Here is a 21,065-nt window from a genome sequence, read left to right on the forward strand (position 1 = left end):
CCCTGCTGCCATATTCCCAAACTACCAACGTTTCGCGTCAAAATGATCACTGAGAAATCCGTGCCATCCCCGAAAATAACTGCCACGAGTGTCTCATCGAAGCCCACCTGCCGTGTCGTGCGGCCCGGCAGCACCTATGCCGGAAAACAGGGTCTCAATTATTTCGAAGGGATTGCGGCCGAGACAGTGGGCTCGACGGGGATCTGCATGCATCTTTTAACCATACCGCCGGGCGCCCGCGCCAAGGCGCATTTGCACGCCTCGCATGAGACAGCGATCTATGCGATTTCCGGAGAGACGCATTGCTGGTTCGGCGACCAGCTGGAAGAACACGTCATCGTTCGCGAAGATGAGATGTTCTATATTCCGGCTGGCGTTCCGCATCTTCCCGCCAATCTCAGCGACCGGCCGGCGACAGCGGTCATCGCCCGCACCGACCCGAAGGAGCAGGAAAGCGTCGTCCTGTTGCCGGATTTGGAGGGGTATGTGCCGCGTTGAACGCCACCCGGCGGACCCAACCTGGTGCAATGCTACGAGTCAGTTTACTGTAGGGTAAGCATCCGGTGAAGGCCGCAGGTTAGGCTGCTTTAGCTTTCAATCCGTGCGGCTGCCAATTCCACGGAAGCAATTGCTCGAGCTTACTGATTGGCGTGTCGGCGATGCGGGCCAGGAGGTCAGCAAGCCAAGCCTGCGGATCGACGTCGTTGAGCTTGGCACTTTATGCCGACCGGCGAACTATGCCTATTAATCAAGTTTTTTCCAACGTTTCCGGCAGCATAGCGGTCGCCCAGTCGGCATAGCTTAGGGTCTCTCCGTCGCAATTGACGCGAAGGAGAGGACACATGAACACAACTGACTATTTGAATCGCAGCGCCCTATATCGGAAGCTGCTCCACGGTCCGTATCGGGAGTTTGCGCGTGTTTACGCCGCCAGCATGTCGAAAGAAGGCTTGGGTCGGCAATGCACGTGGCGCTCGCTGAGCCTGTTTCGAGACCTGATGGACTGGCATGTTGGCAATGGATATGCCCCGCAGGATTTGAGCGAAGCTTATGTCGATCGTTTTCTTGAGCATCGCTTCAAACACTGGAGTCCCGATACGGGCGACCGATCGGCACTCCGACGCGTGCTTTCAGCGTTACGGGAAGAGGGCTTAATACCAGGTGCGCTTCCGGTTGAGCGCACTGAGCACGAGCAGATCGTCGATGTATTCGGGGCATATCTCTCGAATGAGAGAGGGCTCGCCGCCTCGACGGTGGGGAGCTACAAGCTTCTGTCACTTCGATTTCTGCGGGAGGTCTGTCCTGCCGGCGCGAATGGGTTTGCAGCGCTCACCCCGGAGATTGTCATCGGGTATGTCGAACGACATGCGCTCGATGGCTCCGCCGACAGCGGCAAGGCAATGTGCGGAGTCGTGCGTGCCTTACTGCGCTACTTGCATTTGAAGGGCTTCATTTCGACGGCGTTGGCCGATTGCGTGCCATCCATCCGCCGCTGGCGACTTGCCGGCCTTCCAACCTTCCTGCCGCCAGAGAAGGTCCAGAAGGTTCTCGATGCCTGTGACCGGACGACGGCAATGGGACATCGGGACTATGCGGTTCTGATGATCTTGGCCAAGCTCGGTTTGCGCGCTAGCGAAGTTGCTACCCTCAATCTCGATGATATCGACTGGCAGTCGGGCACGATTCTCGTACACGGAAAGGGACGGCGGCAAGCGACTATGCCGCTGCGTCACGACGTCGGAACAGCTATCGTGGCTTATATCCGGCATGGGCGTCCCGCTTCGGCGTGTCGGCGAGTTTTCTTGCGAACACTTGCGCCGCACGTGGGCTTTGCCTCCGGCTGCGCCATCACGATGATCGCGAAGCAGGCACTCGAGCGGGCAGGCATTGATGGCTATGCCCATCACGGCGCCCATCTTTTCCGCCACAGCCTCGCGACCGACCTTTTACGGTCGGGTGCCAGCTTTGCCGAGATCGGCCAACTGCTCCGTCATCGAAGCATCGACAGCACAAGGATCTATGCCAAGCTCGATGTTGACAAGCTGCGTGGACTGAGCCTGCCCTGGCCGGGAGGTGTCCAATGAGCCGGCTTCGCACTGCCCTCAACCGCTATGTCGGCATGCGCCAAGGGCTGGGATACAAATATGATGGGCCGGCACGACGGTTGTCGGCATTCGTCACCTTCATGGAAGCCCGCGGCGCCGAGACCATCACGTCGGACCTGGCAATGCAGTGGGTGACGTCGATGGGCCGACAGCCGAGTTGGTCCATCCGCCTGGCTGATGTGCGCTGCTTTGCCCAGCACCTCAGTCATTTCGATCTTCTGACGGAAGTGCCACCGAGCGACGCAGTGCCGCCGGCACGGCGGACAAAGCCCTACATCTATAGCGACATTGAGATTCAGGCGCTGCTGGCGGCAGCACTGTCGCTGCCGCCAGCCAACGCCCTTCGACGCTGGACGTATCACTGCCTGTTCGGACTGATAGCGGTCGCCGGACTGCGCCATTCTGAAGCGCTCGGCCTGCTCCGGGCCGACGTCGATCTCGAGCAGGGCGTCCTCACTATCCGAGAGACAAAGTTCGGCAAGTCACGGCTGGTGCCGCTGCATGCCACGACAATCGCTGTCCTTACAAACTATGCTGCCCGACGCGATGCACACCTTGGCACGCCGCGCAGTCCCTATTTCTTCGTCGCCGAACAGGGCGGCAGATTGCTGCATCAATACGTGCACCGGGTGTTCTGGCGACTATCCCGGCAAATTGGTTTACGGCAGGAGGGGGATCGCGGTGGCCCGCGGGTTCACGATCTTCGTCACCGTTTCGCCGTCCAAACCCTGATCAACTGGCATCGCGCTGGCGAAGATGTGGAACGCGAGCTGCCGGTACTCTCGACCTTCCTCGGCCATGCCAATGTTCGCGACACCTACTGGTATCTGTCCGCCGCGCCGGAGCTGATGAATCATGCCGTTCGGCGATTGGATAAGCGGTGGGAGGTTCGGTCATGAGACGAACGAACGACTTAGCCGTGCTGATCGAGCGGTGGTTCACAGATCGGCTCATGAAGCATCGAGGTGTAAGTTCCAACACCATTGCCTCCTATCGAGACACGTTCAGGCTCCTGTTTGCGTTCGCGCAGGCGCGCCTTGGGAGGTCCCCATCTCAATTGACACTGCGGGATTTGGACGCTCCGTTCATCGGCGCATTCCTGGAAGTCCTCGAGACGCAGAGAGCCGCCTCGGTGAGGACCCGGAATCTCCGCCTCACAGCCATTCGATCTTTCTTCCGATATGCGGCGTTCGAGGAGCCGGCACATAGCGCCCACATCCAGCGCGTGCTCGCGATCCCCAGCAAGCGATGCGACAAGCGGCAGCTTCAGTTCCTAACCAGGCCCGAGATTGAATCGATCCTGGACTGCACGGATCGAAGCACGTGGCTGGGACGCCGCGATTACACTCTGCTATTGCTGGCCGCGCAAACGGGGCTGCGGGTTTCGGAAGTCATCGACCTCGACCGAGACTCGGTAATGCTCGGCCGCGGTGCGCATGTGCAATGCGTCGGTAAGGGCCGCAAAGAGCGAAGTACGCCGCTCACAAAGGTTGCACAGGAAGCCCTCCGGCGTTGGCTCAAGGAACCAGGGAAGCGAGGCGCAACGGCTCTCTTTCCGAATATGCACGGTGGCAGGCTCAGCGCCGACGGCGTGCAGGCACTGCTGAACAAATATGTCGCCAAAGCGCGCGAGCACTGCGTCTCCCTCCGCTCGAAGCGGGTGTCGCCCCACGTCTTGCGGCACAGCGCTGCCATGGAGCTACTACAGGCGGGCGTCGACTGCTCGGTCATTGCCCTGTGGCTGGGCCATGAGGCGATGGAAACGACGCTGACCTATCTTCATGCACATCTTGAACTGAAGGAATCGACACTCGCAAAGCTGAAGCCGTACGAACGCGCCAAGGCCGAGCGATTTCGACCAAACGACCGGCTTCTGGAATTCCTGAACGCCCTCTGAGCATGAGAACTATGCCGAGTGCCAACGACGGGTCTTCGACCAAAACGGCAAGAGAAGCGCGTTTCAACTGGTAAGTTGGAAGAGGTGCTCGGCATAGTTCGCCGGTCGGCATAAACCGCCTTATGCCGCGCGCGGCATAATGCTGTCATGATCAGTGTCGCCATGAAGGCGGCGCGATCGGCACCTCGATCCGATCCGGCGAAGAGCCATGACTTCCTCCCGAGAGCAAAGCCTCTCAGCGCTCGTTCGGCCGCGTTGTTCGTGAGACAAATCCTGCCCTCGTCGAGGAAAGACGTGAAGCCGTTCCAGCGCTTCAGCATGTAGTCGATCGGCTCGGCGACTGGAGAACTGCGCGACAGTTTTGCCCGTTCGGTTTGAAGCCAGCAGTGCAGTTCGCCGACAAGCGGCAGGCTGTCCTTGCGACGGCGCTCCAGGCGTTCCGCTGCGGCAAGCCCGTTGATCTGCCGCTCGATGTCGAACAGGGCATCGATCCGTTTGACGGCCTCCAACGCCATAGGCGAGATCGGTGCGGCGCGGCTGCCGCGTTTGGCATTCGTGGCGATGTCGGCCAGCACGAAGAACTTGCGCCTCGCGTGCGACCAGCAGAGCGCCTGCGTCAGCGGCCCCGGATCGCGGTCTACCTTGAACAGCGGATTGTAGCCGCCAATATGTTCTGCCGAACATATCGGGGGCTATGTTGCGGCCGTCCATATGTGGCCCTGCTGACCTATACCCTTTGTCAACTGAGTATTTGGGCCCGATTTGACGCAACATAAATCGCAAGTTTGGCAGCCGGACCTTTTCTCGTTTGGAGGTTCGACATGGATCACCCTTCCTTTTCCGACCAAGCCGCTGATGCCCTATTTACCGAAGTGCCATTTGCTGACGAGCGGAACCGCTATTTGCATCACTGCGCCACACTCGGAGCGAGACCCGAAGTTCTCAGGGTCAAACGCAACGAACTCCTGTGGATCGCGCGACATCTCGGTCCAGAGGCTGCGGCCGGCGTCGGCATGGCGGAGTTGTTGCCGATCGCGCAGGCTCGGCAGAATGTTCACGGTGCGGCTACCGCTGCACGTCGGGTCGTCGATATCGGGCGCCCCTGGCTGAAGTTCCTTGGCTGGTGGCGTGAGCCCACTGTCATATTGTCGTACCAGGCGCAACTCGACCGGTATGTTGGCTGGATGCGCGACGAACGCGGATTGACACCGTCGACGGTGGAACAATGGGGGCGCATAGCCGGCAGATTCTTGCTGTGGTGCGAACAGTCGAGCCACCGGCTCAAGGATTTGAAGGCAGAAGACATCGACAACTATATAGCGACCCAAGGGGCCGGACGCTGGGGTCGTGTCTCGATTGCATACATCGTCTCAGCCTTGCGCGGATTTCTTCGATATGCGGCAAAAGAGGCTTGGTGCTCAGACCGCCTGGTGTCGTCAATATCGCGGCCTCGGCTCTATCGACAAGAATCTCTGCCATATGCCCCAGACTGGTCGGACGTCCAAAAGATGTTGGCTGATGTCGATACCGACCGGCCCCGCGATATCCGAGACCGCGCGATCCTAATGTTGCTGGCGGTATATGGTATGCGGCGCGGCGAAGTAGCCGCGCTGCGGCTCGACCAAATCGACTGGGCGGGGCGAACGCTTCGGCTTTTCCGCTTAAAGCGCCGACAAGCCCAGATCTATCCGCTGGTGCCCTCCGTTGCGGAAGCATTGGCACGCTACGTGGACAGAGTCCGCCCGCCGTCGTCGTGCCGAGAGGTTTTCCTCCGGATGCAGGCGCCTCGACATCCCTTAGGGGCCTCCAGCATTTATAGCGTCGCCAATCGGCGATTTGTTGCGCTCAACTTTATGGACCGCCTCTTAAGGGCGGTGGAGCGTCGTGACCGGAAGAAGTTGACCGACGTGCAAGCCGTCAGCGGTTGCGCAAACGACGATGATATCCGTCTCCAGCGCAGTGTCTTGGCCCAATGCCTGATTTTATACAGCCGAGTTCAATAAGCGAAGTGGCGCACACTGTCATCAGAACTTTCCTGCCAACCGCCCGAGGTCTCCAAACGAACAAAACCGCCTTACAACGGGCCTTGCTTCAAGATATTACCGAAACGTGCTCCCTCATGAAAAGGTCGCGAATAGGTTGCGGCTATCATCGCTCTTGATCATGGCGCACCTCATAAGCGACCCAAGGCAAAGCACGATGTCGCCTTATGTGGGGTGGCAGGATATATTGTGGTGTAAACGAGCTAAGTACAAGAGCTTTGAAGCGATTTTTGAGCACGTTTTTGCTATATTACCAGATGGTGTCCGGGTATGTTTAAAAGTGATTAATACAGCCTATCTAATTACAATTTTTATTTAAGATATTAAAATAATAATAATATCCGCGCCTTTAAATAATAAAGGTGAAAATTTTATCGCCAATCGTCGTCGTGCAACAATACGTGAGCCTGCACTTATTTTCCAAATTATATAAATAGGAAATACAAGCAGATTGGAGCAATTAGAAAGGGCGCCAATAATATTCACTACTAACATTTTATAAAAAGAACAAATACATCTGTCGACTATGCCGTACGAGTTGGTCGGGCAAAGCGGAGACTCGCCACAAGTTGAAGTCGTGAGAGGCGATGGGCACATCGTCAGAGCTGAGTGCGGCATCGAGCTCGGAAAGATTGCGCCTGCCTATCTCTCCGAGAGCAGCGAGCAACGACGTTTCAGTGCATTCCTGTACTCGCTTTCCGAGATTGTACATGCCTCTGTGTTCGATGACTTGAAGAGGCAGAGTCTCTTCAAGACGTTCAAGGAGGTTCGGTACCGAGTGCCGGGCGAGACCTCATCCGCCGTGACACCATTTGGGAGATCCCATTCGAGCTTCCACTCGGGCCAACATGTGCCTTTCACGGGGAACGGTTTGCGCTGGCAAAGGATATCGTTTTCCATCGGTTTCGGAAGGCTGCCAGATAAATATGAGCTTTTCTAAAAAGGATTCTTGTAATAATTAATCCTTATCCGGCGGGAGTCTTAAGTACTTAATGATGTTGAAAGAATTTATATTAAAAATATTCTATTCTGAATTATTGATTAATTAAATAAAGTATATAAAATATAAATAATTTTCGGTGAAAAAGATTCCATAGTTATTTATTCAATAATGCAGTGGCTCATGGAGATATTATATTATTTCTGGCGTTGTGTATTGAAATAGTCGCCGGAGTGGCGGATCATAGACACTAAAATAGAAAAAACTAAGTAACAACTGAAGCAATTATGACTTCTTTCCCTTCCTACGGTGACTATGGATGTAATAGAACAGCGGCAGATCGGAGCGATCACTTGCTCAGATCGGGCAACAACACGCCGAGATCGCCAAGAATTGCAGAGAGAGCATCCTCATTCGGTATGGCGAAGACGTTGGTTCCAGTGGGCTTCGTCTCACGGGTACCGACCCAGAACGCGATACCATTCTCCTTGTTGCCAACAGCGGTCAGCATATCTTTATCGTTTTCGCCGTTGCCGCACGCTATATGTAGGCCGATCTCACGAGGGAGTAGATTGACATAAGCAAAATAGCCTTTGCGCTTGCCTGGCGTTTCCTCGGGCATAACGCAATGACCCTCGGGTACTGCGGTCGCCCGGAAAGTGCGTCCCCAGGAATGATCTACACGCGGAAGAAGCGATGAAAGCAGATCTCCGGCCGATTGGTAACGTGGATGAGAGTCCCACATCTGACAGCCATAGAAATGCTCCATCGGAATGTTGCGGATTTCTGGGTTGCCGCCAAATTCGCTCTCCATAACCGCATGAATGCGGCTCCAGTTGGGCAGGGGAACGGATTCAAAACGTTGACCTTTGAAGATTGTGACCGTTCCGTCATTCCCTTGAAAATCAATACCTGGAATGTCTTTGAAGGGCGAAGCAGCGATTTCGCCGCAGTGGCGAGCGGACGTCAGCAGTAGGTAATGTCCCTTCCGGGCGATCTTGGTCAAATTGTCGATGATATCGATGGCAGGATTAATTTCCCAGCACTGACGGTTTCGATCTTGCTTAAAGGCGGTGCCATCACCATCGAAGGCGAGCAGAACCCGGAGAGAGGGATCCGTAAGACCGCGTGCTACCCGTTCCGCGATATCCGGAATGACCTCAACAAGAGACATATTCAAAGCTGGTGTAAATACGATCTGAATGAAGCCTTAAATGTAACGCAGCGCGGCAAGCATTAGTTGACTTTTTGGTGAGAGAAATAACTCTTAGCAGGGATTAGTTGGCCAGCCATTATCAATGTGGGGCCAGGCTGACAATGTTTGCGTGCAAGGCCGGATTATGTCGATGTAGACCTGCAGACCCGTTGACTTCCTATAAACACCGCCAATCATCCACCTCTCCCTTTCCAAGGTCTTGCCTTTTTTGCCTTGCTACCATGCCAGCCAGCGACGCGATGTGCGCTGCCGCGGTCGCCTTCCCGGAGGGTAACTGGAAGAGAGAACTCGCTGCGCTGCAGATTTTGCATGATCCTGTAGATGTGATTACGGCCGCTGTCGCCAGAGGTCTTAGCGGCATATGTAATGTCGTTGCTGCAATGGATGCCGAAAAAGTGACAGGCCTCGGCGACGTCATTCGGCGGATGCCTGCTCTAAATCACCGAATTGCCGTCGCCGCCGGTGAAACTCCAGTGCGAGACCTCGGAATAGGGTACCAGTGCGCAATCTGCCACCCCGACATAGCAAGTGCTATGTTAGCCACTTCCGACGGGATCAGCCATGCTGTCCGTGAAAAGATCGAGAAAGAAGTTGCTCAGGATATTGGAGAAGGTGCCATCGTATACATCTTCATTCAGCCGAGGATGAGTTCCAGCAACTCTCCGGTTTCTGTCCATTTCACCCTCCAGTTTGCGAGTTCTGGAGCTCTCGTCGAAGCCAGAATGATAGAGAGTTACAATTTTATGAAAGGCGATGGCACAGTGACTGCAGAGAAATTGAAAAGTCATTGGAAGCAGCACGGTATTCGCAGACCAAGTCCACGTCCGCCCAGGTCCAAATTTGAACTTCTTTTCGCTCCGGTCCCCGACAACAGTAAACTTGCCGCCGCCGATTTCACCCATCTCGGCTTGGTCGAGCGGGATAGAGAATTGCTTGGCAGTACGGTCTTCGGAATTGCCGCCAATAAACCTGGGACGGTAGTTTATCAGTGTGACAAGGTTCTGTGTCTGGAAGTGGATGTCGAGTCACACCGCGCGTTGGAGGTGCTTCACCGCCTTGGGGAGCAGGTATATAGGGCTGGTTGGGGCACGAGTTTCGGTCTTCACACAGGCCCTTCATCTTGTCTTAATCTTTCCGCTGCTGCACTCGCCACCTTTTTCAAACGGACTGATCTTTGTTCCGTCCCGCTGAGTGATGTTTTTTGTCTCTTCTGCGACCATGCCAGCCGTTGCTACGCCGCCAAAGAAGACGGACTTCCACTCACCGCCTTCTCCCTCGAAAATGAAAGTCAGTTTGAACTCGTCGACCCCCAGGTTGTCAGAAAATACGTTCTCGGTCTTTTCGACGCCCCGACAATGGTTGAGCCCCGCGATATCAGCAGAGCGAGCTTCTGCAGCCAATATATAACTTTCCGGGAACCACATCCCTGTAAGGAGTTCAATGAAATTGGTGTTCTGATCCTCGATGCTGCTGCTAAAATGCTCGAAAGTTATGCCGAATTCCTGGAAGACGATGGAAGCGATGATAATGAAATTGCGAGCGTTAAAGATGTATTTGGCTTAATTGATAGGACATTATGAGCACGATACAAAACAGAAGCAGTAACGGAAGTTTCCAATGTGTTTGATATTTGTGTTGCCATTGTATGTTGAATTCCTTTTGTCAATCTTATTGCATGTTCGAAATTGCATAAATTTGGGCCGTAATTTTCCGACTTTTTTGAATTTTCGTTCATCTCTTTAATTGTTGATGTTGTCTAGGGAGACAGCTTTATTGAATTTCAATGACATGTCGCCATTTACGTGTACATCAGAATAAAAAGATAATTCCGGCAAATAGTTTCAATTTATATATATTACATCCAGATTTACATTAACAAAGCATGCCTTCTATAAACAAAAGGAAATTCTATATTCTCTCAATACTCCATATCTACATGATGGATCTTCCCTATAACCGCCCCCGTTTCCCCCCGTTTGCTATCACCGGTCTACCTAGTGCGGCCAAACTGAAACGAGCAATTTCTCGGGCCTTTGTCTGCTATGACCAGTTTTGCGATGAACTCCTACAATATCAGCAAAGGTGGACGGATTGGGTGTTCGACCACGGATTTGCAGAAGCCATAGAAGACATGGCTCTGGTGTTCCAGATTGAACCTTGCCTTCATGGTCCCCGAACAGGCACACTGGAAGTGCTGAGATCTTGTCGCACGAAGGTCTTCATTTATACGTCGTACCGCAGGTTGCGCCACTTTGTTGAGAACCAGTGCATTGCTCAACCTGGCGACGCCGTCCTTGCTTGCATGATCCCGCCCTACGTGAGTGACCTCTCACTGCAGGAAATGTCTCGAGCCCACAATAGTTTTTGTCCAGGCAGTCACACGAGCATTGCAGACGTGCAGTGCTTTATTGCCATCCAACTCAGCAGCCTATTTGTTGAGGAGGGTACATGTGATGTGCATGGGCGAAATGGATTAAAAACAACCTGCCGCTTCTTTCGTCGTCCCGCTGAGTGCTTCAGCCGTTACGACATAGTTGCAATAGGGTCTGTGCTCTTTCACAACGCATTGCATCAGCCAGCGAACTACAATGAGGATCTTTCTTGCTTCGATCTGCGGTACGACTATCAGGTTTTCCTCCATGAGCGCGATGCCAATGATGGTGTGGGGCATTATCCGGAAGGCACACCACTACCTAGTGTCGCCATCGTAGGTGGTGGGCTCTCTGGCCTTGTTGCTGCTGCAGAACTACTTGACGCTGGCGTCAGGGAAATAGCCCTTTTTACCCCAGTAGATGAGGTTCGGAGTTTGGGTGTATCGCCGATGTCAAACGGCGACGCTCGCCAGGTCTTGACGTCATTCGGTGTCATGCCCATCTCCGGCAACCAAGTTTGTCTGTCATACTATCTGGATAAGTTTAGAATTCCGTCCAGCCTTCGTTTTCCTTGTGCCGGCAACGATCACACAGCACTCTACTTCCGGAAAAAACGTTACGAATGGCCGGCTGGACAAGCTCCACCAGGTGAATTCCAGCGGATATCTGCAGGGTGGGAGAAACTACTATACCACGGGTGTGAACGGAACGGCAGGAGGCTGATCGCTCCGATGGATATCTTTTCCATGCTGAGAGGTCGGCGTTATGAAGAAGCCTCGGAAGCAAGGCGGGCTTGGCTCAGGGAGTTTGATAATTTCACTTTCCATGCCGCTCTGGTCGAGATCTTCAGCTGCGGTGTCGAGAGTCCTGGTGGGGCGGCATGGCAAACAACTGATTTTGCTGCTTTCGGGATGATGAGATTGGGCGGCGGCCGAGTTTCTTCCTGTTACACCCTACTGTTTTCGACAGTCCTGGACTGGATAATCAATGGGTACGAGGAGGACCAGTATATCTCTGTTGGAGGGGTTCATCTTTTGCAGGCTCTGATGCGCATTGAGATATTCAAGAGAAAAGTAGGATTCCATTTTGACCCCCTGCGTGGACTAGCCAAGGAGGGCGGGAAAGTGAAGGTATGCATGAAAGATGGCCGTTCGCGCGTTTTTGACCAGGTCATCATTGGCGGGCGAGGTGGGCCCGATGCAACTAATATCACTCCGGTTAGCCATGTGACCTGTGTCGGCTATGATATCGAAGCCCCCGCTGGAAACTCGTCTGCTACTGTTAACGCAGCACTTTTCATGATCACAAAGCAAAAATTCTGGCTTGATGACGATATCCCAGCTTTGATCTGGACGGATGGGCTCGTCCGTGAGCTCTGTTGTATTGACATCGAATCGCCATCGGGAGAGGGGCTTGTTATTTTTCATTATGAAATGAACGACTATCTATCCCGCCCGTTCCAGTCCGATGAGAAGAAGAGAAGGTGCTTGGATTTAGTCAGAGAACTTGCTGCTGTCTTTCCTGAATTGGCTTGTCATTTGGTTCCAGTCAACGAAGATTACGAAGAATATGTCTTCGACGGCCACTTGAAGGATGGTTTCAGGGCCTCTTTATGGAGGGAAAATTCTCTTAAAAAATGTCAGTACAGCCAAGATCCGCATATGTATGATTCTCCGTTAATGGAGCATGGGGCAGTTTGCCAGATTGACAGTAAGGACTGCGTAAACGGAGCTTTGTTCGAAGAGCAGGTTAAGACGGGCATCATAACGGCCTGCACCGTCATTCGCAGCACCGGCGGGACACTATCTTCACTCCATCCCCTGGATTGGAATAAAATATATTTTCCTGCTTAAGTATATTAATGTATTAGTGCGTATTAATCCCGTAAGCCTGTAAGCTGCAGTAGCGGCGCTCAACTTAGCTTTCCATGAATAATAATGTTTTTCCTTTATTTTTGATTGAATCCTGCTTAAAAAATATTCTTTGAGTGGGCTTAAAATGACATTAATCAGATTCCAAAAATTTCCATCTGTGACCATTAGCGCCTTGATCGATGACATTAAAGTCTTCACATCTCCAGAGAAATGCCTTCGTGATTGCTTGTCTCCACGTGCTTTCGCATCTTGACAGCTAATAGCGGGCCCCTTGACACACTAGCCGGCCACGCAATTCGAGATATTCCCACTAACCCCAATGAGGTCACTGCATTCGTCATTGGCAGCCGCCCCACTTGCATTCGCCACTGTGCCGTTTGGGGTCCACTAGCCGCTAATTAGGACTGCATATATTTTGGACGAGCTAAGGGGTCACTATCACCTTCGGTTTGAATTTCCTTTTCACAAGACTTTAATGTTGCCAATTGAGCAGGCTGAAAGAAAATCCGCAATCAACGGAGAAAGGTTAACAGCCAAACAAAAAAAGAATGCTTCATCATTGCATAGGGTCTACAACGACCATTACTTTCGGCGGTGGGCCTTCTACTATTTTTTTCTTAGTCTTCGGCCAGCCATTTGTTAACTTCCTATATAAATCGCTTCACCAGAAGAATGAATTATTTAGATCATGCTGTAATGCTTCAATGCTGTAAGTTCTAAATGTTTGTTTCGTTTTGCAAGAAATCTATTTTGCTAACAGCACTTCTTTTATTCTCAGGATGGAACTAGCCGGAATAAACGTTGTCGGAATGGCCCAGACCTTTGGAGAGGCCTCGCTCGTTGTCTCCGACCTATTTCGGCGGGCTAAGGTCAAGAAGAAGAAGGCCAAACGTGTGTCGCCGGGCGATTTCCTCCCTGACCAAATTGCAGAGCTTGATGATCTGAGCGTCACTCCTCTGGCTATAACTTCTCCTGGGCCTCCCGTGATGGTCAATGATCACGGAATTGCCACGAGGGGACGCTTTGTCGCTGGACCGGAATATTCAGACCTACGGGGTTAATACGCAGTTCTAAACAAACCTACGGGATTAATACGCACGTGGCTCTATAATTTCGATTCATCTCGCCGCCGGAGATGATGTCGGCTATTTTCTCGTTGGTACAATAAGTTGCGAGCCACCGTGCGATTGTTTTTAATTTTCTATATAGTACTTTAACGTCTCTCTATGGCGATTTGTAATGTTTGGAATATTATTGTCTGTTAAGGCGCCTTTGTAACAATATCAATGTAAAAGCATTATCAGTATTGTGTGAGATCTCTATAAATATCGAAATGATTTGCCTATTTTCTGAAAATTGGCGGCAGAAATAATGCTGTAATAATTTATTTCAACACAAGTAAAATACATCGTGGCGTACGCTACACAACTCCTAACAGGAGCATAGGGGCTACGCCGGAAAACATAGAAATCCTACCAAACTTATAGTTAAAGGTGGCCTGCAGGGGACCTCAAGTCGCCGAGGTTTCTTTCTTCAGATTTACTATAGCAGGCTTCATATCACCCTCTTCACGTTTCTGGTTGGGTCCCGAGAGCCGCAGGGTGAGGTCTGGCTCCGGTGACGGTACCGCCGGTCGTGGCATCACGCCAGCATTTTTGGTGAACTGTGTGATGCCGCAAGCAATGACGTCATAGGAGCGGTTTCCAGTGCCTTGCCGCACGAAGAAGGTGCAGGCTACCTCCCTGCCGTACACATTTGTCACTTTTAACTCCAGCAGGTGAATGAACAAGGTACTTGCAAAAATGGCGATAAAACCTTCCAGATCAGGTTCTTCCACGCGGCGGTGCGGCCAAGCAATGTTGTGAGCACGGACCATCTCCTGGAGGGCGAGGTCGCTACGATAGGGTTGCATCGTGGTCGCCAGCACGGCCTCTAATCCAAACGTGATGGATTTTTCCTCCAGTACTTTCTGCATCTTCTCGCGAGATAGATAGACAAATACATGTCGGTCGTTTTCTCTGGCCAAATCCGGTTGATCGACAAGCATGGGGGGATGATAACATACTTTGTTTTTTAGAAGATGGGCCAGTTGTTTAAGTATGACCACCGGCGGACGGTTTTCCTCCAAATCAAGCACGCCTTGGGCCCACCTTTTCTGGAAATCCATGAGAGTTTTGCTATAGACTTGGCTATAGATTAAAAATGCAAATTGGATCTCATTGAACAAGTTAAGCTGGTTCCAGGCTTTTGTGAGATCTCGTGGTTGAAAGCGTTGAAGGAATAGTAATCGAGGAGGCATTGTGATGTGAGGTTGGGGATAACTGTGGAATAACGGCAAGTTCAGTGCCATTTAAAGTACGCCGCCGGCAAGTGGCATCAATCAGCCACAGTTTCCGGTCGGGAAAGCCAGAGGCAATCTGGCAATAATCACCATCGCATCAAAATCGATGCTCGGACATGGCGGCCTTAAAACCTGGATCAAGCGAAAAATAATGCCTGCTTGATTGGTCACGAGGTCATAGTAGTGGGCTAGCATTTTTGTCTTTTTTGTTTGGCTTTAGTGAAAGTGTATCTAAAAGATACCTGAAATGGGGAGGGGTGGGGTAGAGCTTAAAGTTTGCCGAATATTGGGTTTCGTGAAAGCTGCACGGGCAACTTGTTGATGGTTGCACTCTCGATGCTATTTATAATTAAGATGTAATTATTGCCGCTACGTGTAGTTATTGCCGATAATATCATAAATTCTATTGATGTATGTGGTATATTTTGAAATTGCATATGTCTGCTCATACAAATAATTTATTTCAATTACGCAATTACTCTTATGCCAATAAAATGTGGATTATATAGCAAGTGTAATCTTAAATACAATTTGGACCTATACGACTTAATATTGCCACGCCAGGCAACCAGTCCATTCGGATCTTGCTATAAGTGCCATACTGATACAAGTTTTAGATTTGAAGCCCATCAATCGTTTTAGAGCCCAAAAATCAAAATGGGCCGAAATAGCATTTATCTAAAAGAAGGAATCGTGGCTAGTTAAGTGCTTTGAATGAGATCCCATGGAAAAGCGACACCTGTGTGGTGCAGACAGGCCTAACGTGGTGCACAGGTTGAAAAAGTAGTGCCTTTTCGCAGCATAAATAAAGGTAGGCGCGTGCGACCATAATTAAAGGAAAAAGAAAGATGCTATTGACGATGTGACACCATTATTGGACAGCAGAACCTATTCCCACTCGTGCTTTTGCAAAGATGCAAAACCCTTAAAGGCCATTTTAAGTACAGACACGTGCCGGTCTATAATTATTTTACAAATGTGAGACGTGGAACATCGATAGTCGTATAATTTATGAATATTGGGTTTTGCAGCTATACCTAACTGATATTCAACTCATATAAGCAAAAGCATCTATAAAGGGAATGGTGCTTCCAGTTCTGGGTGCACGCCACTATTGTTTCCTACTTTGCTAACATGGCGGAATTTGACCTATGTGCTCTCTTTTCCAGTCTTAAGGTAGGCGACGTATCGTCCAGCGATGAGCTAAAGAAACACATCCAGAGCGCCTCAAAGGAGCGGACCCCCCTGACGGAGCCGGGTGAGGGCCAGTCGATGGATGTTGACGAAGAGGGCGGTCGCCAAGACCCTGGGATACTGTACCTCTACGTCGATTGCCCGACGATGATGCGATGCTTTTATGGAGGGTCTTTGCCCTACAATTCCACGCACGGCGCGCTCATCACCAATCTTCCACCATACCAGAAAGATGTAAGTCTCGGTGAGGTGTGCAGGGGGCTTAGGCAGGCATCAGGATTCTTTGGATACGAGGATGTTATCCGGAGCGCCTACTTCGCCGCACTTTCTGTCCCCGGGTACTTCGTCAAGCTGGATGGGCAGATGGAACTAACTTCAACAAAGGGAAAGTCTCTGACCTTCGACCTTTATGCCAGCAACCAGCTCAGGCTCGAACCTGGTGCGTTGGTGAGGCATGGCGAATGCAAATTTGGAATGGAGTGATGGCAGTAGCTGTTCTGACGGTGCCCAGAGGCTGGAGGTGGTACCTGTTTCACGCTAGAAATATAAATGTAATAAACTCATGGATCTGGTTGATGTAACCTGCGCCATGGATGCACTTGTTCTTTTTTGGTTCCGATGGATGGGTTGTTTGCTTGAAATGAAACCTGCCTGTTCGAAATTTGGTTATCACTTTTTCCATTTATGTTTTTAATTATTTGTGTATTAAAGAAAATAGTTCACATAGCCGCAATATATGACCGAAGCTGGCCCGCAATGCCGCAATAGATGATTAATTTGTCAAACTTAGCTATCAATATCTCGATAGAAGTGCCCACATGTTTAAACTAGGCAAACTCGTTCTCCTTGAAAACTGATAATAAAGACAAGAAAATTAGCCCACTCTAAAAAGTCACATAGCAAATTCAACATAAAGAAACCAGAAGTCAGAGGAAAGACTTTTAATCCTTGATTATTTGAACGAAATAGCCGCAATACGCCAAAGTGTCGCCTTCATGATTGTTCAATAATTTCTGTAGCAAATGGAAAACGTTTTACAAACAATGTGGCCTTGGAGTAATAATCGGAAGAAAAGTTCATAAGTCAGATAATTTGCGTTGCTGACACTAGTGACCAAGCACCTTTAAATACCTCTGCTTCCCATGCATTTTTCCAAGTTAACCTAAAGTGGCAGTTGAATGGCTCGTTATTTCGGTGGTAGCTCTCAACGGCTTCATGTCGATGATTTTCGTTTGATCAAGGAGCCCACTCGACTGAAGGCTCAGCTTGTTAATGTGGTGGAAACCTACAAGGCTGCACAAACAGAGACGTTAAAGTACTATATACCATCTGCAACTGAGCGTGTGGCTCATATGGAGGCAGTCCATGTCAACAATGCAGAAATGGGGCTGCATCCGGCCGGGTTCAAGTATCCTCTGTCCTTCGTCTTTACCTCCCTGGCCGTGGCTAAAGCCTGCAAGGAGAACAAGCATCTCGTGTGCGAGGAGCATTTGGAGGGAGATCTGATATCGTGCGTCGTTCCTCCCTATCAGACAAATGTCTCACTCGCTGCTTTAAGGGAGATCCACAATTCCATTTCGGGAGGAGGGTACCGGAATCCAACAGACATGGATTATTTTGTGGCGATCTTGCCAGATGAAAATTTCGACTATCAGAGCTGTGAAATTGTCACCAAAAATGGCGGCGAAGGCCTTTGCAAGATTTATAGCAGACAACTGGAGGGGCCCTTAGCTTATGAGGCCATACTGGCAATTGGCAAGGTCCTGTTGGAATAGGCAGTGCACCGCTGATCCAACGGGAGTTTCGATTATATTTCGTATTATCTTACATGACTTAAGATCATGCATGTTTCGCTTGTTCTCCCGTGTGTCGGTTACGTTATTGTGTTAAAATAACGGGATGATGATATCAAGTGCTATTGTAAAATATGTTATATTTTGAATATCTATAATATAAGCGCTGTGTGCGCTCGATGGGTAGTTAAATGATCATGATATATATTTTTGGGTAATCAATCGCATTGCAGTGCCGTGTGCTTATTGAAGTAATATAGTGTTAAAATTATTTATTTAATATCTGATAACATATCAAAGGGTACAACGTGATAACAAAGACGGTGGATACAGCGTTTATTGGGATATCCGCTGGCCAGTTATACGTAAATAATACAGACAGAGTTTGAGAGAGCACGCAGATTGTAGCCAAGTTGAGTGACTTGCCGGTAGCACCGAAGCTAAGCTCAGGTGTTCCAAATTGACTGGCGTCGAGGTGACGAGCACGACGACCTTGCCGGACAATGCGGTCGCAGGGGGCTCAAGGCGGGTGGCTTGTAACGGACCTTGTGCTTCTTGTTGTAGCTTTCGTTGAGCATAACCATTGGGAAGGTTGCTGAACAACGGTAGCGCACCTTTTTCAAGCGAGGGTGGCAGAAGAACATATTTGCCCGTCGGCAGACGGCGGTGAGCATGACAGCTGCTAAGGGAGTTACTGGAATCGCGTGAGCGGTGAGCATGCCGTCCTGACTATCGGCGCCCAATCAACAGGACATCCTCAACATGTTTTCCAATTCCTTGAAACCTATCTTTATAGCATTGATCTCCAACCGATCTCGATTGAGGCCAAATTTAATATTCAAAAGAGAGTTTAGTGGAAATGGAATATAATCCCGTGGCGGAAGAAGAGCCTTCAAAAATGGCAGTCCACTAGGACAGTCAATAATATCCAAAAAGCATTGAAATTGGGTTGGGCACGAGAGGCTGACGCGGATGCCACTCGATTGCTAATGGAGTGGTTCCTTTTCTAGCATATCGAATCCATCGCTTCACTATATCCTTACCTGATTGGCTGAGCTGCGAGACCACCAATAACTTCCACTAATATCGAAAGTGTGGCTGCTTTGATTATGATGCTTTGTGAGAGGTTCTCTCCCCAATAAAGTCAAGTTGACAGATTCGGATACGCCCGGTTGAGATTTTATTTCATTTTTTATCTATTTCGCATCTCGAAAAGTTCACAGAAATCAACAAGGAGGAGGCCAGGTGTTTAAATAGGTTCCAGCTGCTCTAAAGTGATCAGAAGAGAATTTACAGCTGGAGGCACAAAGCACTAATCCTGCTAAAGCATGAGCATGGCAGATGAGTTGGAGCGTCAATTGGAAGGCATTTCTCTCGTTACAGTCCTGGGTCCGGATGTGAGGGCCGAGCTTGAGGCGGCGCTACGGGACTACCGCGATGATCTCGATGAACTGCCCCCACTTTCGACCGGACACTCAGCATAAGCAGGAAGGCTCAAGCACAGGCTTGAGGATAAGCTTATGTCTAACGAGTTTCGACAGGTTGATCTGATGATCGGTGACGTCCGGCGGCGACGCTGGACAACGGAGCGCAAACTGCAGATCATCGAGGAAAGCTATGCCGCCGGGGAGACCGTTTCCTCCGCGGCGCGGCGACATGGAGTTGCGCCAAATCTTCTGTATCGCTGGCGTAGGCTCCTTAGCGAGGGAGGTGCGGTGGCCGTGGATTCTGACGAGCCAGTGATCGGCAATTCCGAGGTGAAGAAGCTGGAAGATCGAGTGCGCGAGCTTGAGCGCATCCTCGGGCGCAAGACGTTGGAGAACGAGATTCTCCGCGAAGCTCTTTCCAAAGCCCACTCAAAAAAACCGATATCGCGGCCGATCTTGTTGCCGAAGGACGGTTCCCGATGAAGACCGTGGCTGACGTCCTTGGCGTATCGAGGTCCAATCTCGTGGAGCGTCTTAAAGGCAAGTCTAAGCCGCGTGGATCATATCTCAAAGCGGATGATGCCGAGCTGCTGCCTGCCATTCGTAAACTCGTGGATGCTCGGCCGACCTATGGCTATCGGCGGATCGCTGCCCTTCTCAACAGGCAGCGGCGAGCCGCCGATCTGCCCGTCGTCAATCGCAAGCGAGTGCATCGCATCATGGCCAATCACGCCATGATCCTTGAGAAACACACGGCGGTGCGAATTGGTCGTGTCCACGACGGCAAGGTCATGGTGATGCGGTCTAATCTCCGCTGGTGCTCGGACGGGCTTGAGTTCACTTGCTGGAATGGCGAGGTGGTTCGTCTCGCGTTCATTATCGATGCGTTTGACCGGGAAATTATCTCATGGGCAGCCGTCGCCAATGCCGGGATATCCGGCTCCGACATTCGAGACATGATGTTGGAGGCCGTCGAAAAGCGCTTCGGCGCAACCAGCGCCCCGCATGCAATAGAACATCTATCTGATAACGGCAGTGCATATACCGCGAGGGAGACCAGGCTGTTTGCCCAAGCCCTCAACCTGATCCCATGCTTCACGCCCGTGGCCAGCCCACAATCGAACGGCATGTCTGAAGCCTTCGTCAAAACCTTGAAGCGAGACTACATACGCATCTCATCCATTCCGGACGCCGACACAGCTCTCCGGAAGATCGACGGATGGATTGAAGACTATAATGAAATCCATCCACACTCAGCGCTCAAAATGGCCTCCCCAAGGGAGTTCATCAAAGCATTGTCTCAATAGCTGAGCTGTCCGGCGAAATGGGGGGCACTCCACTCGACTTCTGGAAAAGCAACGGTTACGCGGTGGCGGATCTCGATCAATCTGTGACGGTCGACAAGCTTCTTTTTATGTATATGGATGAACCAATAGCAGACTTGTGTGTAAAGAATCGCATCCTCGTTTGCAACAGCAATTCAGTCGCGAAAATTACTTCGCTTCCACCATACCTGCCTGGGGTTACAAGGGCCGAGGCGTTTGAGAAACTTAACTCCATTGTTTGTGGAGGTCCTGCATCTGGATCTCTTCAATCTGCTTGTTGCGACTATTTCGTGGCGTTCCTCCCCAGCAATTGTTTTGAGAAGACCGGTGAGATATCGGTGCGCACAGTGGACGGCGAGTGTGGCCCCTTCGATGTCTTTACCCGGCAGCGTCAGCCAGAGGATCAGAGCGATATGTTTTTTAAGTATGAAGAGATTGTATGTGCTGGAAAGAGTCTATTTTTTTGAAACTAGTGTGTTTTATCTGTGTAACATGTTATGGAGTCTGATCGTATGATGTAATAGCTAAATTTGGTATTA

General features: G+C 50.8%; 13 protein-coding genes and 2 pseudogenes. 11 read left to right on the forward strand and 4 right to left on the reverse strand.

Annotation, left to right across the window (positions count from 1 at the left end; all coding sequences use genetic code 11):
- The first annotated feature begins 42 nt into the window (after positions 1 to 42).
- Complete coding sequence (locus O9X91_RS20490; RefSeq protein WP_012476047.1) at positions 43 to 498, forward strand: cupin domain-containing protein; 456 nt, start codon at positions 43 to 45, stop codon at positions 496 to 498.
- Between the two features lie 79 nt (positions 499 to 577).
- Here the strand turns inward: O9X91_RS20490 and O9X91_RS20495 are convergent.
- Positions 578 to 718: pseudogene (locus tag O9X91_RS20495) on the reverse strand (transposase domain-containing protein); the annotation flags it as partial.
- A gap of 124 nt (positions 719 to 842) precedes the next feature.
- Between O9X91_RS20495 and O9X91_RS20500 the strand changes: the two are divergent.
- The 3 genes from O9X91_RS20500 to O9X91_RS20510 are packed head-to-tail and all read left to right on the forward strand — an operon-like array spanning position 843 to position 4,002.
- The gene (locus O9X91_RS20500; RefSeq protein ID WP_012476048.1) at positions 843 to 2,084 is read left to right on the forward strand and encodes a site-specific integrase; all 1,242 of its coding nucleotides are present in this window, start codon (positions 843 to 845) and stop codon (positions 2,082 to 2,084) included.
- Positions 2,081 to 3,004 (forward strand): tyrosine-type recombinase/integrase, encoded by a 924-nt coding sequence (locus tag O9X91_RS20505; RefSeq protein WP_077768106.1) that lies wholly within the window; start codon positions 2,081 to 2,083, stop codon positions 3,002 to 3,004. The genes O9X91_RS20500 and O9X91_RS20505 overlap by 4 nt, the downstream gene beginning before the upstream one ends.
- Positions 3,001 to 4,002, forward strand: a complete 1,002-nt coding sequence (locus tag O9X91_RS20510; protein WP_077768105.1) for a tyrosine-type recombinase/integrase — start codon at positions 3,001 to 3,003, stop codon at positions 4,000 to 4,002. Before O9X91_RS20505 ends, O9X91_RS20510 begins: the two co-directional genes overlap by 4 nt.
- A gap of 140 nt (positions 4,003 to 4,142) precedes the next feature.
- On the opposite strand, the pseudogene O9X91_RS20515 reads toward O9X91_RS20510, so the two are convergent.
- Positions 4,143 to 4,679, reverse strand: a pseudogene (locus O9X91_RS20515) (IS66 family transposase); the annotation flags it as partial.
- A 144-nt stretch (positions 4,680 to 4,823) separates the two neighbouring features.
- On the opposite strand from O9X91_RS20515, the gene O9X91_RS20520 reads away from it, so the two are divergent.
- Positions 4,824 to 6,005 (forward strand): tyrosine-type recombinase/integrase, encoded by a 1,182-nt coding sequence (locus O9X91_RS20520; RefSeq protein ID WP_077768104.1) that lies wholly within the window; start codon positions 4,824 to 4,826, stop codon positions 6,003 to 6,005.
- A 1,328-nt stretch (positions 6,006 to 7,333) separates the two neighbouring features.
- Here O9X91_RS20520 and O9X91_RS20525 read toward each other — a convergent pair.
- Positions 7,334 to 8,158, reverse strand: a complete 825-nt coding sequence (locus O9X91_RS20525; RefSeq protein WP_010900201.1) for a hypothetical protein — start codon at positions 8,156 to 8,158, stop codon at positions 7,334 to 7,336.
- Positions 8,159 to 8,421: 263 nt separating this feature from the next.
- Here O9X91_RS20525 and O9X91_RS20530 point away from each other — a divergent pair, with 263 nt between their 5' ends.
- Together O9X91_RS20530 and O9X91_RS20535 are read left to right on the forward strand one after the other, a co-directional pair.
- The gene (locus O9X91_RS20530; protein WP_077768103.1) at positions 8,422 to 9,780 is read left to right on the forward strand and encodes a hypothetical protein; all 1,359 of its coding nucleotides are present in this window, start codon (positions 8,422 to 8,424) and stop codon (positions 9,778 to 9,780) included.
- A 356-nt stretch (positions 9,781 to 10,136) separates the two neighbouring features.
- Positions 10,137 to 12,425: an FAD-dependent oxidoreductase gene (locus O9X91_RS20535; RefSeq protein WP_161991480.1), complete on the forward strand. Its 2,289-nt coding sequence runs from the start codon at positions 10,137 to 10,139 to the stop codon at positions 12,423 to 12,425.
- 1,531 nt (positions 12,426 to 13,956) lie between these two features.
- On the opposite strand, the gene O9X91_RS20540 is transcribed toward O9X91_RS20535, so the two are convergent.
- Complete coding sequence (locus tag O9X91_RS20540; RefSeq protein WP_077768174.1) at positions 13,957 to 14,796, reverse strand: RolB family protein; 840 nt, start codon at positions 14,794 to 14,796, stop codon at positions 13,957 to 13,959.
- Between the two features lie 1,263 nt (positions 14,797 to 16,059).
- On the opposite strand from O9X91_RS20540, the gene O9X91_RS20545 reads away from it, so the two are divergent.
- The 4 genes from O9X91_RS20545 (at position 16,060) to O9X91_RS20560 (ending at position 20,993) form a co-directional block, all read left to right on the forward strand.
- Complete coding sequence (locus O9X91_RS20545) at positions 16,060 to 16,464, forward strand: RolB family protein (protein WP_161596388.1); 405 nt, start codon at positions 16,060 to 16,062, stop codon at positions 16,462 to 16,464.
- Between the two features lie 695 nt (positions 16,465 to 17,159).
- Complete coding sequence (locus tag O9X91_RS20550; RefSeq protein ID WP_077768172.1) at positions 17,160 to 17,756, forward strand: RolB family protein; 597 nt, start codon at positions 17,160 to 17,162, stop codon at positions 17,754 to 17,756.
- A 1,538-nt stretch (positions 17,757 to 19,294) separates the two neighbouring features.
- Positions 19,295 to 20,508 (forward strand): IS3 family transposase gene (locus O9X91_RS20555; RefSeq protein WP_269834369.1). Its coding sequence is split into 2 segments (ribosomal slippage): positions 19,295 to 19,631 and positions 19,631 to 20,508, totalling 1,215 coding nucleotides; the frame shifts between segments, so codons are not numbered across the junction.
- 62 nt (positions 20,509 to 20,570) lie between these two features.
- The gene (locus O9X91_RS20560) at positions 20,571 to 20,993 is read left to right on the forward strand and encodes a RolB family protein (protein ID WP_269834370.1); all 423 of its coding nucleotides are present in this window, start codon (positions 20,571 to 20,573) and stop codon (positions 20,991 to 20,993) included.
- Positions 20,994 to 21,065: the final 72 nt, after the last annotated feature.

It is taken from the genome of Agrobacterium salinitolerans, from assembly GCF_027498475.1.
Classification (GTDB): domain Bacteria; phylum Pseudomonadota; class Alphaproteobacteria; order Rhizobiales; family Rhizobiaceae; genus Agrobacterium; species Agrobacterium salinitolerans.

Excerpts from the sequence above, each read along its gene's own strand:
- O9X91_RS20545 (WP_161596388.1), top strand. The coding sequence starts at position 16,060 with ATGGATGTTGACGAAGAGGGCGGTCGCCAAGACCCTGGGATACTGTAC.
- O9X91_RS20530 (WP_077768103.1), top strand. The coding sequence starts at position 8,422 with ATGCCAGCCAGCGACGCGATGTGCGCTGCCGCGGTCGCCTTCCCGGAG.
- O9X91_RS20540 (WP_077768174.1), bottom strand. The coding sequence starts at position 14,796 with ATGGCACTGAACTTGCCGTTATTCCACAGTTATCCCCAACCTCACATC.
- O9X91_RS20490 (WP_012476047.1), top strand. The coding sequence starts at position 43 with ATGATCACTGAGAAATCCGTGCCATCCCCGAAAATAACTGCCACGAGT.
- O9X91_RS20510 (WP_077768105.1), top strand. The coding sequence starts at position 3,001 with ATGAGACGAACGAACGACTTAGCCGTGCTGATCGAGCGGTGGTTCACA.
- O9X91_RS20535 (WP_161991480.1), top strand. The coding sequence starts at position 10,137 with ATGATGGATCTTCCCTATAACCGCCCCCGTTTCCCCCCGTTTGCTATC.
- O9X91_RS20520 (WP_077768104.1), top strand. The coding sequence starts at position 4,824 with ATGGATCACCCTTCCTTTTCCGACCAAGCCGCTGATGCCCTATTTACC.
- O9X91_RS20505 (WP_077768106.1), top strand. The coding sequence starts at position 2,081 with ATGAGCCGGCTTCGCACTGCCCTCAACCGCTATGTCGGCATGCGCCAA.
- O9X91_RS20525 (WP_010900201.1), bottom strand. The coding sequence starts at position 8,158 with ATGTCTCTTGTTGAGGTCATTCCGGATATCGCGGAACGGGTAGCACGC.
- O9X91_RS20550 (WP_077768172.1), top strand. The coding sequence starts at position 17,160 with ATGGCTCGTTATTTCGGTGGTAGCTCTCAACGGCTTCATGTCGATGAT.
- O9X91_RS20500 (WP_012476048.1), top strand. The coding sequence starts at position 843 with ATGAACACAACTGACTATTTGAATCGCAGCGCCCTATATCGGAAGCTG.